Below are 12,527 nucleotides of genomic sequence, written 5' to 3' on the forward strand. Positions count from 1 at the left end.
GCCGGAGAGAAGTCTCGCGACCAGACCGCTATTCCTCCGTCCGCGCGAACCTCAGGTTCCTGACTCGTCCCGCGTCGACTATCATCGCCTCGTAACGGTCGTCGACGAGTTCGGAGAAGCGGAGCGTCGGCCCGTCCTCGGTCGTGAGCTGCCAGTCCGACTCGGCCACGAGCGCGACCGGGTCCCACCGACCGAGATGCAGCGTTAGCCCGGCCGCGCCTTCCGCCACGATCCGATAGGTCGCGTCCAACTCGGGGCTGTAGAAGGATCCGGCGTAGCGCGTGCGATTCGGAATGTCATGGTCGGATGGAGCCTCCGCAGCATCCTCGCCCCCCGCGATCTCCTCCGTCGTCTGCTCCTCCTCCGCCTCGCCCTCCGCGACCTCCTCGGGCGGGTCCATCGCGTCTTCCAGATAGATCTCGGCCGTGCTCCTGATGAGGGCCGCGGGATCGATCCGTGATCGGTTGCACAGGGCCACGAACGAGTATCCGGTGTCGGGATAGCGAGTCATAGCCGTCCGGTAACCGACCCACGAGCCGCTGTGCCCGACCGTGGCCAGCCCCCGGTCCTCGCCGTGGGAGAGGCCGAAGGCGTAGGGAATCGTGTCGCCGGAGGTGAGCACGGTCCGCTCGTGCATGAGCGCCACCCACTCGAGCCCGCCGACCGTGCCCTCGGTCAGGTTGCGGTCCCACGTGGTCCACTCCTCCACCGACGTGTAGATGCCGCCGTCTCCGACCACGTCGAGCGTCGTCATGTTGATCCGGAAGCCGTCATCGGTCGGCGAATAGCCGGTCGCGCGGTTGGGGACGACCTCGTTGTGGTCGTCGTGGAAGTGCGTGTGCGGCATCCCCAGAGGGTCGAAGAACTCGGCCTTGGCGAACTTCCGCAGGCTCTGTCCCGTGACCCTGGCCACGATCTCGCCGAGCAGGACGTAGCCGGAGTTGCTGTACAGGTACTGGGAGCCCGGAGGAAAGTTGAGTTCGCGCTGCCGGTTGATCGCGTCGAGGATGTCCTCATTGGTGATGAAGTCCTCGCTCCGGTTCCCCGCCAGGTAGAAGAGCCCGAGGTAGTCACGCACGCCGGAGGTGTGGTGGACGAGGTGCCTGACCGTGGGAGGGTCGGTGTAGTCGGGGAATTCGGGGATGTAGCGCTGGACGGGCGCGTCCAGATCGACCTCTCCCCGGAGGGCGAGCAGCGCGATCGCGCCGGCCGTGAACTGCTTGGAGACCGATGCGATGCGGTAGATGGTCCCGGGGCCGTTCGGGATGCCGTACTCGAGGTTGGCGGAGCCGTAGCCGACGGCGTGGACCAGACGGCCGTCCCGGATCACACCCACGGAGCAGCCGGGGCCGTCGGCGCCGGCGTAGTCGGCGAAGACGGCGTCGACCCGGGCGGCCATCCCGCCGTCGCTATCGGGGGCGCACCCCGCGAGCGCGCGGCCCAGGGCTGCCGCGACCAGGAGCGCGGCGACCGCGGCCGGGCCGATCCGCCGAAGGTCGTCGCTCCGCGGGCGTGTGCTCATGACGGCGTCCTCGGCGCGAGGCTGAACGGTTCACGCGCGAACACGCGGCGGACCATGGGCTCGAAGAACTCCAGCGGTAGGGAATCGTAGTCGGGATCGAACGAGCACTGGTCCCAGCGGTGACAGAAGTCCACGGCGTCCTGATACCAGGCGTGGTCGCGGTACTTGTCGCGTGCGTTGGGGTCGCCGCCCACGTGGTGGGCATAGTAGACGCGCTGGAAGAGGCCGTGGTGCCGGACGACCCAGTGCGTGCGCTCGGTCACGAAGGGGCGCAGCAGGAGCGCGGCCAACTCCCCGTGGCTGTGCGGGGCGAGGAGGTCATCAATGTCGTGCAGGAGCGCCGCCACCACCATCTCCTCGTCCGCGCCGTCGCGGTGGGCGCGGGTCGCGCTCTGAAGGGAGTGCTCCAGCCGGTCGACCTTGTAGCCGCCCATGGAGCCGGACAACTCGCGGAGGTGCGCCAGCACGCGGTCGGCGGTCCCCGCGGCGAACTCCTCCTCAAGGCCCGCAAGCATCTCGTAGTCCTCGCGGGTGCCGTCCGCCATGCGGGTGAAGCTCACCACGGGATCGCTCGGCTCTCTGCTGGTCGTCGCCGTACGGGGCATGCCGGTCACACTCCCGGTGAGGGCTCTTCGGGGGGCTCTTCGCCGGGCAGCGTCGGCAGCGGCGCAGGGCATTGTCAAGGGCGCTCGATACCCGGTAGCGTTCGCTACCAGCCGGTCACAACGGAGGGAGGGGATCGACCATGCATCACTCGATCAGCAGCCTCGCGCGGAATGCGGACGCCCTGACGGCAGTCTGGAGCGGTGGCGAACGGACCGATCTTCCCTACCTCTGGCTGCGCGACAACTGCGGCTGCGGCGAGTGCTGCGTCGAGCAGACGACGGAGAAGCGGTTCCACATCTTCCACGTCCCGAGCGACCTGAGACCGTCGACGTCGAGGGTGCCGGCTCCGAGGACGAGGCGATCTCCATCGCCTGGCCGGACGGACACCGCACCCGCTACCGGTCGAGCCAGATCCACGCCCTCCTGAGCCCGCCCCGTCCCGGCTTGCAGTACTGGGACGGCCGTTTCCAGCCACGGAGGTTCGACTATCAGCGGTTCCTGGCGAGCGACCGCGCGGCGGCGGAACTGATCGAGGAGTTTCTCCGCACCGGGGTCTGCGTGCTCGTCGACGCTCCCACCGAACCGGATTCGCTGGAGCATCTCGCGCCCCGTCTGGGCCCGGTCCGCGAGGTGTTGTTCGAGCGCATCCACAACGTCAAGCTCGATCCGAAGGGATACAACATCGCGCACACGGCCCTGGCCGTCGGAGTGCACAACGACTTCACCAGCTACACGTGGCCCCCGAGCGTGCAGGCGCTCCACATGCTGGTGAACGAGTGCGAGGGTGGCGCGTCGACCGTCGTGGACGGCTTCGGCGTGCTCGAGGCGCTACGGAGCGAGCACCCCGACAAGTTCGACGTGCTGTGCGCGGTGCCGGTGCCGTTCCGCATCTTCAGCGACGAATACGAGTGCTATGCGGCCAACCCCATGGTCGACCTGGACAGCGACGGCGAGATCAGCATGATTCGCTTCAACACCGCTCAGATGCAGGCCATTCCCCTGTCGGAGCCCCGGCTGGGCGAGTTCTACGGCGCCTACCACGAACTGTCGCGTCGCGTCAACGATCCCGCCGCCCAGGCCCAACTCCGCCTGGAGGGCGGGATGATCCTCCTGTGCGCCGGACACCGGGTCCTGCATGGCCGCACCGAGATGGTCTCGTCCGGAGCGCGCCACCTGCAGGACGCCTACTTCGAGCACGACAACGTCCGCACCCACCTGAGGCTGCTGCGCCGCACCAGCCGGATCTGAGCGCCGGGATCAGGCCGATTCGGCGTCAAGCCAATTCGGGGTCAGGAAAATTCAGCGCGGACTTCGCTCAGCGGGACAGCTTCGATGTCCCGACCGAGCGAGAACCTCTCCAGACCCGGGTAGACGACGAGCTTGCGGGCAGGCCGCAGGTCCTCACAGGCGCTGTGGAAACCACGCGATATCCTGGGTGCGGTACTTCGCTTGATTTCCACCGCCCAGATCTCACCCGCACCAGCCTCGATGACGAGATCGACCTCCGCTCCGCCCACGGTCCGGTAGTAGCCGAGCGAGGCGTGCGCCGGAAGGGCGCTCGCGATGTTCTCGATAACCAGCCCTTCCCAGCTGCTTCCGGCCACGGGATGTCCCAGGAGAGAGTCCAGCGATTCGATTCCGAGAAGAGCGTGACAGACTCCGCTGTCCCGCAGGTACGTCTTGGGAGCCTTCACGAGTCGCCGGCCCAGATTCCCCCGCCATGAGACCAGCCGCCTCACCAGCAACAGGTCGACCATCAGGTCCAGATAACGGGCGACGGTCACGCCGCTGAGGCTCAGAGACTTGGCCAGACCCGCGGCATTGAACGTCTGTCCCTGGTTGTGGGCGAGCATCGTCCAGAAGCGCCGGAGCGTCTCACTCGGGATCCGCGGGCCCAGGGCCGGAATATCGCGTTCGAGATAGGTCTGAATGAAATCGAGCCGCCACTCGAAGCTGTCCGCGTCGTCTCCCGCCTCCAGGCTTTCCGGGAATCCGCCGCGAGACCACAGATCGTCAAGGCGCTCCGCGCCAACCTCCCCCACATTCAGCGATGTCATTTCGCAGTACGCCACACGTCCGGCAAGGGTCTCGCCGGACTGCCGGAGCAGGTCAATGGAGGCCGAACCGAGGAAGAGAAAGTGACCCGTGCGGCGGCCGTCCCGGCGGCGCCGGTCGATGACGCCGCGGAGCGGCTCGAAGAGACCCGGTACCCGCTGAATCTCGTCGAAGACGACCAGCCGCTCAGCGTTCCGGCGGCAGTACGCGTCGACATCGGCCAGCTTGGCCCGATCCGAGGGTCGCTCCAGGTCGAGGTAGGCGGCGCCCCGCTCACGTGCGATATCGAGGGCCAGGGTTGTCTTGCCCACCTGCCGCGGCCCGGTTAGCACAACAGCCGGGGCCCGCGCCAGCAGGCGCTCTACCCGCAACTTGCTCTCGCGTGGGATTATTCGCATCATAACCATGCAAATCTAATACGCCATGTAAGATTTGTCAGGTTGTTGAGGCTCCGCTACAGAAGGAGGATCGAGGCCCCTTGGAGGAGATGAGCCAAGCTCTGGTCTCGGCGCGCTGGGACGCGGAGTACCGCGAGGGGAGATACGCCGGAGAGCCCCCCCTGCCTTTCGTAGATAGAATCCTCGCCACGATACATGCCAGTTCGATGGCCGAGCGCAGGGGGCTCTACATCGGGTGCGGAAACGGTCGGAACTATCTTCCGCTCGTACGATCGGGACTTCATCTCTACGGACTGGATCTGTCTGCCGAAGCGCTTCGCCAGTTAGCTGCCCGGGAGCCTGCACTGGCCAAGCGCCTGATCTGCACGGACTTCCGGACGTTCGTCAGCCGATGCCGCTTCAGCTACGTCATCGCGATTCAGGTGTTTCAGCACGGCGTTGCCGCCGATGTCGCCGGGTACTTCGCGGGCGTCGGGTCCCTCCTGTCTCCCGGTGGCCTCTTCTTCCTCCGGGTCAACGCCGCATCGACTCAGGTACGTCGACCCCATACGGTCATTGAGCGGAATGATTCCGGCGGGTTCACGATCCGCTATGAGTCAGGTCCCAAGCAGGGTCTTCCTGTCCATTTTCTTACGCGCGACGAACTGCACACGCTGACACGCAATGACTTTGCTGTCGTAGCGGAACCCCGCGAGGGCGTGGCCGTGCGCACGCCACCCGAGACAGGTCACTGGGTGCAGTGGGAAGCGATATGGAAGCGCCTTGACGGCAAATCCGCATGGAGAGGACGGCGAAATGGGCCCTGAACTCTCTCACGATCCGGGAGATGCGCCCGACAACCCCTTTCGGAGGCTGCGTAGCCGAACGCTGATTCCGTGGGTGATCGTCGGCGGCATGGGCCTCGGCCTGGTCCTTGCCTTCGCGGGCCCGTCGTCGGCGATGGATCCCCTGGACTCCCCGGTCAGGGCTCTCATCTCCGGCCTCGCCCTCTATGGCCTCCCTTGGGCGTGGATCGTGTGGGCTTGCCGCAAGGCCGATGTCGATCCGGGCCGGCTCATCGGACGTGTCCCGGCGGGACATAACTGGCTTCCCGCGGCGGGACTCCTCGCGACCACAGTCATGTTCTCGTTCGGTTGGTCGTTTGTGGCCGGCTACGGCCTGTCGCAGCTCGCGCCGGAGTTCGTTGGGTCGCTGCTGACGCCGGAGGACGCGGTCGGGGATTCGATCGCCGTCAGCGTCGTGTGGCCGATCCTCCTGATCACGATCATCCCGGTGACGGAAGAGGTTCTCTTCAGGGGGGTCCTCCTCAACCGCTGGGGAGTGAAGTGGGGAATGGGGACCGGCATCGTCGCGACCGCGGTGATATTCGGGCTCCTGAACCGGTTCGACGCAGTAGAAGCAACGGTCTTGGGCGTTGTCGCCGCGCTGCTGTATCTGCAGTCTCGTACGCTGATTGTCCCGATCGCCTTCCACGCCGCCCACAACCTGGTTTCCAGGGTGGTGGGAGACGCTCTCGCGTGGGAAGAGGGGTTGGCTCCCGCCGCCAAGTTCGAGGAGATCGAGGCGATGGCGCTCCCGGGTGTGGCCATGCTGGCCGTGGCACTCCCCGTGCTCGTCTGGTATATCCGACGCAACTGGCCCTCGCGCGACGCCGGGATCCCCTACATGAGGGAGTAAACTGCCCGTCCCTCCACGACCTGCCTGCTGAGCCTCGGCGCCATTCCTGCCGCTGCGTCGTTGCCATTTCCGCCGTTAGATTGATGCCGAACCTGCCGCTGGACCGACCGAAGGAGGGCCCATGACGACCCCGAGCGATACCACACGCCGCGACTTCCTGATGAGTCTGGCGGGTGCCGGTGCGGTGCTGGCTGCCCCGCGCGCCGTGTTCGGGAACACGCTGTCGGCCCAGGAGACGCTTCCCACGCGCCCGATCCCGGGGACCGAAGAGACGCTCCCCATCGTCGGCTTCGGCTCCTCGAAGCCAGTGCTCGAGATCCCGACCGAAGGGACCGAGCCCGTGGCGGGCGTGATCCGCATGCTCCTCGAGTACGGAGGCCGGGTCGTCGACACCTCGCCGCGCACGCCGGACATCGACGCCGAGTTCGGCCAGGTCCTCGTGGCGCCGGAGTTCAGCGGCCGCCTCTTCGTCGCGACGAAGATCAACACGGACGGGGAAGCGTCGGGCATCGCACAGATGCGTCAGAACCAGGAACTCGTCGCCGGCAGCCGTACCCTGGATCTCCTTCAGGTCGAAAGCATGCGCGACCTGGACGTGCACTGGCCCAACGTGCGCCGCTGGAAGGACTCGGGAGAGGCGCGCTACATCGGCGTCACCACCTCCAGCATTGCCCAGCACGAGGCGTTCGAGGCGTTCATGAGGACGCAGCCGCTCGACTTCGTGCAGATGAACTACTCGGTGATGGAGCCGAACGCGGAAGACCGTCTCCTGCCCCTCGCCCAGGACCTGGGGCTGGGCGTCCTCACCAACCGTCCGTTCATGAACGGCACCTACTTCGGGCGCGTGAGCGGACGCGACCTGCCCGAATGGGCATCCGAGTTCGACTGCGCGAGCTGGGCCCAGTTCTCACTCAAGTACATCCTCGCCCACCCCTCGGTGACGTGCGCCCTCACCGAGACCACGAACCCGGAGCACATGGCAGAGAACATCGAGTCCGCTTTCGGCCGCCTCCCGGACGAAGCCACGAAGCGGCGCATGCGGGAGCTGGTTCAGGACTTCTGACGGTGGAGAGCGTGCCCACACGCCGTCGGTTGCCGGGCGGCGTGTGGAAGCGCCCCTCCGGTTATCGGTGGTATAGCAGCTCCAACCCATGCGCACAGTCAGCTGCAATTCGCAGCGTCGGCCCTACGACGACTGCGAGGTCGGAACAGCCGCCGGAATCGTAGATGAGCGTCAGACTGTCCCCTGACTGCGTCCACGTACCCGCGAAGTCCTTCGTCATCCCCATTCCCGTGGCCACATTCCGGGCGCTCATGTTGCCCGAGAACGTGTTCCCGGACCGGATATCCATGAGCGCGGAAGCAACCATGAACTGAGCGCCTCCAACGGAGACCGCGGCCGGAAGGCCTTCCGCGTTCACGGTCACCAAGTTGTATGACCCCACGGCATTCGGCGAGGCGAGCGAAGTCGAGGCTTTGGGCTCCGTAACCGAGGAGCACCCGCCCAGCACCAGCGCCACCAGAACGATTCGTTTCATCGTGACCCCCTCCCATGCCAGACCTGTCTTCCGTCTGATACCCCGTGTCGCCGTGGGGAGTTCGAACGAAAGGAGCCGCTCTTCTCCTCTCAGACGGCGGACGAAGAACGATCGGACCGCAGCCTCAGATCAGGATCTCACCCTCGAAGAGGACGGGTCCTTCGTCGATCCAGACGGTGGGTGCCCAGTTGATGGCGTCGAAGTGGGTCTTTGCGGAAACCGTGCCGCCGAGGTTGGCGGAGGTGCCGATGCCGATGTGGACGGTGCCGTTCACGCCTTCGTCGTTGAGCATCTCGCCGGTGAACTCGGTGCAGGCGGGGTTCAGGCCGAAGGCGAACTGGGCGAGGTTGTAGACCCAGGGGTCGTCCTGCCGGGCCAGTAGCTCGGCCAGGAAGGCGGCTTGGTCGCCGCCCTCGATGTCGGTGACGAAGCCCTTCGAGATGCGGAAGATCACGGGTTCGCGGATCGGTCCCACGCCGTAGTAGGGGATGCTCCCGTCGCAGACGAACACGCCTTCGGCGGTGCCCTGCGCGGGGGCGCAGTTGGCTTCGATGTTGGGGACTGCCGAAAAGCCGGGGCCGTCCAGCAGGCAGGCGTGGCTGTTCCCGGTCACGCCCTGGAGGCTCATGGTGAGATCAGTGCCGGCGGGATTCGTGACCCGCAGGCGCCCGCCAGCGGTGAGCCTTGCCGCAATGGCGTCACATAGCGGCTTTCGCGCGCGGAAGTCCGTGAACAGCCCGCCTTCGCGCATCATCCGCTCGGTGAATGCGGTCATCGAGAGAACTCGGGCTCCGGCGCCTATGGCCTCGCGGACCGCGCGGGTGTGTGCCAGCGCCAGGGTCACGGGCAGAAAGGCGACGTCGGCGGCCGAGAGCGCCGCGGCCACCGCGGCTCCGGGCTCTTCGTTATCGATCGAACGCTTGGGCGGCAGCACGATGCTCGGGACGGCCCCGGCTTCGAGTACGGCTTCCGCAACGGCCCGTGCGATGGCTAGCCGCTCCGGATCGGTGACGACAACCACGTGCTCGGCGGGCTGCACGTCGGCGCACGTCCGCACGAGGATCCCCGCACCCTCTCTCATGGGCGTCTCATCCGAGTCTCATACCAGAATCTGCTTGTCCTGTTGGACGATCCGGCCATCGACGGCGATGGTCGGCTCCCACATCAGCAAATCGTAGTGCGTCGGAGCCACGATCTCGCCGCCGAGAGTGTAGCTGGTTCCGATGCCGATGTGGATCGTGCCCATGACGCCCTCGTCCTCGAGCATCTCTCCGGTGAGGCGGGCGTTCGGGTTCAGGCCGACCCCCAGTTCCGCCACGTTGAAGCAGTGAGGGTCTACGAAAGACTCCAGGTGCTTGCGGAGGAAGTCGGCCTGCGCGCCGCCGGTCATGTCGACGATCGCTCCGTCGCGGATCGCGCAGACGATGGGCTCCTCGAGTATCCCGATGCCCAGATAGGGGACCGAGGCGTCCATGATGAGCGTGCCCTCGGCCGAACCCGTCACGGGCACAACGTTGACCTCGATGTCGGGCACCGGGGCCAGTTCTCCGGGGTCAGGGATGTTCGTCAGGACGTTCGCCACGCGCCCGGCGATCCCGAAGCGGAGATCTGTGCCGCGCGGAGAAGTGAGGCGCACGGACTGACCCTTCGTGAACGCCGCGCCCAGGCGGCGGCAGACATCGGCCTGCGCCTCGAAGTCCGTCTCGAGCAGAGCGGGGCTGGCCATGATCGCGTCGGTATAGGCCGTCATCATGCACACGCGCGCCCCCGCTTCCAGGGCGGTTCGCATCGCCCGGGTGTGCGTGATCGAGACCCGCACGGGGGAGTAGATCACGGCCGCCTCGGCCATCGCACGCGCGACGGGCGGGGGTGGTTCCTGCCCGTCCTGGTCCCGCATCGGGATGATGCAGACGGTCACGGCGGCGCCGGCTTCGCGGGCCGCTGCGGCGACGGCATCGGCGTAGCGCCGCATCGTCGGGTCGGTCACGACAACGACGACCTCCCCCGGCTGGACGCGCCCGTTCACGTGCACGAGCCGCCGCGCACCGGGGGACAGGTCCACGCCCGCCTCAGCCACCGTTCTGTCAGCCATGGACCCGTCGACCACCGTCCCTCGCGAAGAACTCGTCGAAGCGGCCGTCGAAGATAATCGCAGTGTAGCCGTCTCCGGTCGTGTTCGTCGCGGTGCGCAGCATGTCGGGGATGCCGCCGGAGAGCGCGACCCAGCTCGCGATGAACTCGCCCTGGGCCTGTCCCTCGAGCCCCAGCATGCTCGCGAACAGCGTCGCGCTCCACAGTGCGGTCCCCATCCCGGCCGGCAGTCCCGGGGCGGCGATCGTGAACAGGACGACGGCCGGCCACGCGGCGAGCATCATCATCCAGCTCAACTCGAAGCCGAAGATGTAACTCACGACGAATGGTCCGTATGCGACGTAGGCCAGCGCGCTGGCGTCGAGGTTCGCCACGGCGCCGAAGGGGAGGACGAAATCGGCCACCTCGTCGCGCACGCCGACCTTCTTCGCGTTCGCGAGGTTCACGGGGAGCGTCGCCAGCGACGAGCAGGTGCCCGCGGCGAAGAGGGCGGTCGGCATGTAGTACCCGCTCAGGACAGGCCCCACGGGCCGGCGTCCGACCCTCCGCACGAGGACGAACGTGTAGAACGCCCACCAGACGAGAACGAGCGCACCTGTGTAGGCGGCCATCGTGAGATAGTGCGAGAGGCCCAGGCTCGCCCCGAAGCGCACGCCCAGGGTGATGCCGAAGGCGAAGATGAGCGGGAGCATGACGTAGGCCAGCCTGCCGCCCGCTCGCTCGATGGCGTCGGCGACCCGCCGAAGCACCCGGTAGGTGGGATCGTGCCGGGCGCCAAAGGCTCCGAGCAGAACGCCGGCGAGGATGGCGAGCAGCGGCCACGAGGCACCGCCCTCCCCGAGGCTCCGCAGCATGGCCGCGGCCTCGGTCCACACGCCCCGGTCCCCGGTGGTTAGCGGGATGCGAAAGATCGTGGCGGAGGTCACGACGGCGATGAGCCCGGCGACGGTCGACGTGAAGACGTACCAGAGCACGACCGCTCCCGCGAAACGACCGGCGAGCCCCCGCCGCACGAGCGTGGCGATGGCCGGGCTGAGGGCGGCGAGGATCAGCAGCGGCACAACCGCGACGACCCAGCCGATGAGCGTCGACGTGGCGTCCGCCACCGGCGCCAACGACCCCGGGGAGAGCCCGCCCGCGGCCAGTCCCACCACCAGCGCCAGCAGGGTCCACACATACGTCGGGACGCTGCGAATGACCCCCGGCGTCACTCCCCGGTGTGTCGGCGAACCCGAGGGCGCAACGTCTCGAAGTAGGGCGACATGTTGATGGTATTCATGGCCGAAGCGTAGTGTCTTCAGGAAAAAGCTGGCAACGCCAAGGTCAACGTGCACCACCCCGCTGAGCCCGGAGGGCCCATGGATCGCCCGTCATCCCCTCTCCCGCGCCGCCGTTTCCTCCACCTGACCGGCGCCGCCCTGGGACTCGCCGCAACCTCCGGCTGCGCAACAGCCGCGAGGACACGCAGTACAATCACCGGTGGGCTAGCTGCCGGTGCAGCCACCGACCGCAACTACACTCCCCAGCGCTTCGACCCGTGGATCGAACTCGACCGCGCCGCCTGGACCCACAACGTCCGCGAGGCCGCGCGGCTGGCGAGCGGCCGCCCCATCCTCGCGGTCGTGAAGAACAACGCGTACGGCCTGGGCGACCGGGCGGTCGGGCCGCTCCTCGCCGGGATGCCCCAGGTGGGCGGCATCGCCTCCGTGCGGGTCGAGGAAGCGCTTGCCATGCGGGAGGAAGGGGTGACCAAGCCCATCGTGGTCATGGCCGAGGGATCCGAGGACGAGATCGAGGAGATGGCGCGGCACGACGTGCTCCCGTCCGTCTGGCTGGACGATGCGCCCGCGCGGCTGCGGAGCGTGGCCGGGCGCCTGGGCCGTCCCGTACCCGTCCAGCTCTTCATCGACACGGGGATGAACCGGGAGGGCATGCCGTACACGCGCGCGCGCCGCTGGATCGAGGAGCTCGTGCAGAGCGAATACGTCGACGTGAACGGCACCTACACCATGTTCACCCACGACCTGGACTTCGACCGCGAGCAACTCGCCCGCTTCGAGGAACTCCTCGCCTGGGCCCGTGGGAGGAACCTCCCGCTCGGCACCCTCCACGCTTCACCCTCGTTCGAGTTGTTCCACCTGCCCGAGGCGCACTACGACATGGTGCGGCCCGGGAACGCCCTGTTCGGAAACCACCCCGGCGGCGAGGGCGCTGCGGAAATGGCCGACCTCAAGCCCGTATTCCGCCTGAACACGCGCGTGGTGCGGGTCGAACGCCTCGAGCCGGGCGACAGCGCGGGCTTCAACCGCACCTTCATGCCCGACCGGGCCACCTGGGTGGCGCTGCTGCCGATCGGCCGCACCGACGGCTATCCGTCTCGGGCGAACGGCACCTGCGAGGTGCTGATTAACGGCCGTCCGTACCCGGTTGCCGGAGGGGTCAACTCCGCCCACACCATTCTCGACATCGGCTCGGAGAAGACGGTCGAAGTCGGCGATGTCGCCACTCTCATCGGCCCCGATCATCCGTCCGTGCTTCCCCACACCGTCGCCGAGCGGACGGGGCTCGGGTTTCTCGGCATCATCCAGTCCATGAATCCGCGCCTCCCCAGACGGGTTGTGTAGAGCAATCGCGTGGTGC

13 protein-coding genes are annotated in these 12,527 nt (G+C 67.3%); 6 read left to right on the forward strand and 7 right to left on the reverse strand.

The window, feature by feature from the left end; translation table 11 throughout:
- Nucleotides 1-28: 28 nt before the first annotated feature.
- Nucleotides 29-1,522, reverse strand: a complete 1,494-nt coding sequence (locus ACOOGH_RS15685) for a serine hydrolase domain-containing protein (RefSeq protein ID WP_420449810.1) — start codon at nucleotides 1,520-1,522, stop codon at nucleotides 29-31.
- Nucleotides 1,519-2,127 carry an HD domain-containing protein gene (locus ACOOGH_RS15690; RefSeq protein WP_420449811.1) on the reverse strand — a complete coding sequence of 203 codons (609 nt, stop codon included), beginning with the start codon at nucleotides 2,125-2,127 and terminating at the stop codon, nucleotides 1,519-1,521. Before ACOOGH_RS15690 ends, ACOOGH_RS15685 begins: the two co-directional genes overlap by 4 nt.
- A gap of 140 nt (nucleotides 2,128-2,267) precedes the next feature.
- Between ACOOGH_RS15690 and ACOOGH_RS15695 the strand changes: the two genes are divergently transcribed.
- A complete protein-coding gene (locus tag ACOOGH_RS15695; RefSeq protein ID WP_420449812.1) occupies nucleotides 2,268-2,555 on the forward strand; it encodes a gamma-butyrobetaine hydroxylase-like domain-containing protein in 288 nt (95 codons plus the stop codon).
- Between the two features lie 17 nt (nucleotides 2,556-2,572).
- On the forward strand, nucleotides 2,573-3,376 hold the full coding sequence (locus ACOOGH_RS15700; protein ID WP_420449813.1) for a TauD/TfdA family dioxygenase: 804 nt from the start codon (nucleotides 2,573-2,575) through the stop codon (nucleotides 3,374-3,376).
- A gap of 41 nt (nucleotides 3,377-3,417) precedes the next feature.
- On the opposite strand, the gene ACOOGH_RS15705 is transcribed toward ACOOGH_RS15700, so the two are convergent.
- Entirely contained in the window at nucleotides 3,418-4,590 is a 1,173-nt protein-coding gene (locus tag ACOOGH_RS15705) for an ATP-binding protein (protein ID WP_420449814.1), read from the reverse strand.
- An 80-nt stretch (nucleotides 4,591-4,670) separates the two neighbouring features.
- On the opposite strand from ACOOGH_RS15705, the gene ACOOGH_RS15710 reads away from it, so the two are divergent.
- The 3 genes from ACOOGH_RS15710 (at nucleotide 4,671) to ACOOGH_RS15720 (ending at nucleotide 7,321) form a co-directional block, all read left to right on the forward strand.
- On the forward strand, nucleotides 4,671-5,387 hold the full coding sequence (locus ACOOGH_RS15710; RefSeq protein ID WP_420449815.1) for a class I SAM-dependent methyltransferase: 717 nt from the start codon (nucleotides 4,671-4,673) through the stop codon (nucleotides 5,385-5,387).
- Nucleotides 5,377-6,258 carry a CPBP family intramembrane glutamic endopeptidase gene (locus ACOOGH_RS15715; protein WP_420449816.1) on the forward strand — a complete coding sequence of 294 codons (882 nt, stop codon included), beginning with the start codon at nucleotides 5,377-5,379 and terminating at the stop codon, nucleotides 6,256-6,258. Before ACOOGH_RS15710 ends, ACOOGH_RS15715 begins: the two co-directional genes overlap by 11 nt.
- A gap of 121 nt (nucleotides 6,259-6,379) precedes the next feature.
- Nucleotides 6,380-7,321, forward strand: coding sequence for an aldo/keto reductase (locus ACOOGH_RS15720; protein ID WP_420449817.1), 942 nt, complete (start codon nucleotides 6,380-6,382; stop codon nucleotides 7,319-7,321).
- A 61-nt stretch (nucleotides 7,322-7,382) separates the two neighbouring features.
- Here ACOOGH_RS15720 and ACOOGH_RS15725 read toward each other — a convergent pair whose 3' ends face one another.
- The 4 genes from ACOOGH_RS15725 to ACOOGH_RS15740 all read right to left on the reverse strand — a co-directional run bounded on the left by ACOOGH_RS15725 (nucleotide 7,383) and on the right by ACOOGH_RS15740 (nucleotide 11,098).
- Nucleotides 7,383-7,796, reverse strand: coding sequence for a lipocalin family protein (locus ACOOGH_RS15725; RefSeq protein ID WP_420449818.1), 414 nt, complete (start codon nucleotides 7,794-7,796; stop codon nucleotides 7,383-7,385).
- A 124-nt stretch (nucleotides 7,797-7,920) separates the two neighbouring features.
- A complete protein-coding gene (locus ACOOGH_RS15730) occupies nucleotides 7,921-8,877 on the reverse strand; it encodes an aminopeptidase (RefSeq protein ID WP_420449819.1) in 957 nt (318 codons plus the stop codon).
- An 18-nt stretch (nucleotides 8,878-8,895) separates the two neighbouring features.
- Nucleotides 8,896-9,888 (reverse strand): aminopeptidase, encoded by a 993-nt coding sequence (locus ACOOGH_RS15735; RefSeq protein WP_420449820.1) that lies wholly within the window; start codon nucleotides 9,886-9,888, stop codon nucleotides 8,896-8,898.
- The gene (locus ACOOGH_RS15740; RefSeq protein ID WP_420449821.1) at nucleotides 9,881-11,098 is read right to left on the reverse strand and encodes a cation:dicarboxylate symporter family transporter; all 1,218 of its coding nucleotides are present in this window, start codon (nucleotides 11,096-11,098) and stop codon (nucleotides 9,881-9,883) included. The genes ACOOGH_RS15735 and ACOOGH_RS15740 overlap by 8 nt, the downstream gene beginning before the upstream one ends.
- Before the next feature lie 147 nt (nucleotides 11,099-11,245).
- Here ACOOGH_RS15740 and alr point away from each other — a divergent pair, with 147 nt between their 5' ends.
- Nucleotides 11,246-12,511 (forward strand): alanine racemase, encoded by a 1,266-nt coding sequence (alr, locus tag ACOOGH_RS15745; protein ID WP_420449822.1) that lies wholly within the window; start codon nucleotides 11,246-11,248, stop codon nucleotides 12,509-12,511.
- Nucleotides 12,512-12,527: the final 16 nt, after the last annotated feature.

It is taken from the genome of Candidatus Palauibacter sp., assembly GCF_965213655.1.
In the GTDB taxonomy this organism is placed as follows: domain Bacteria; phylum Gemmatimonadota; class Gemmatimonadetes; order Palauibacterales; family Palauibacteraceae; genus Palauibacter.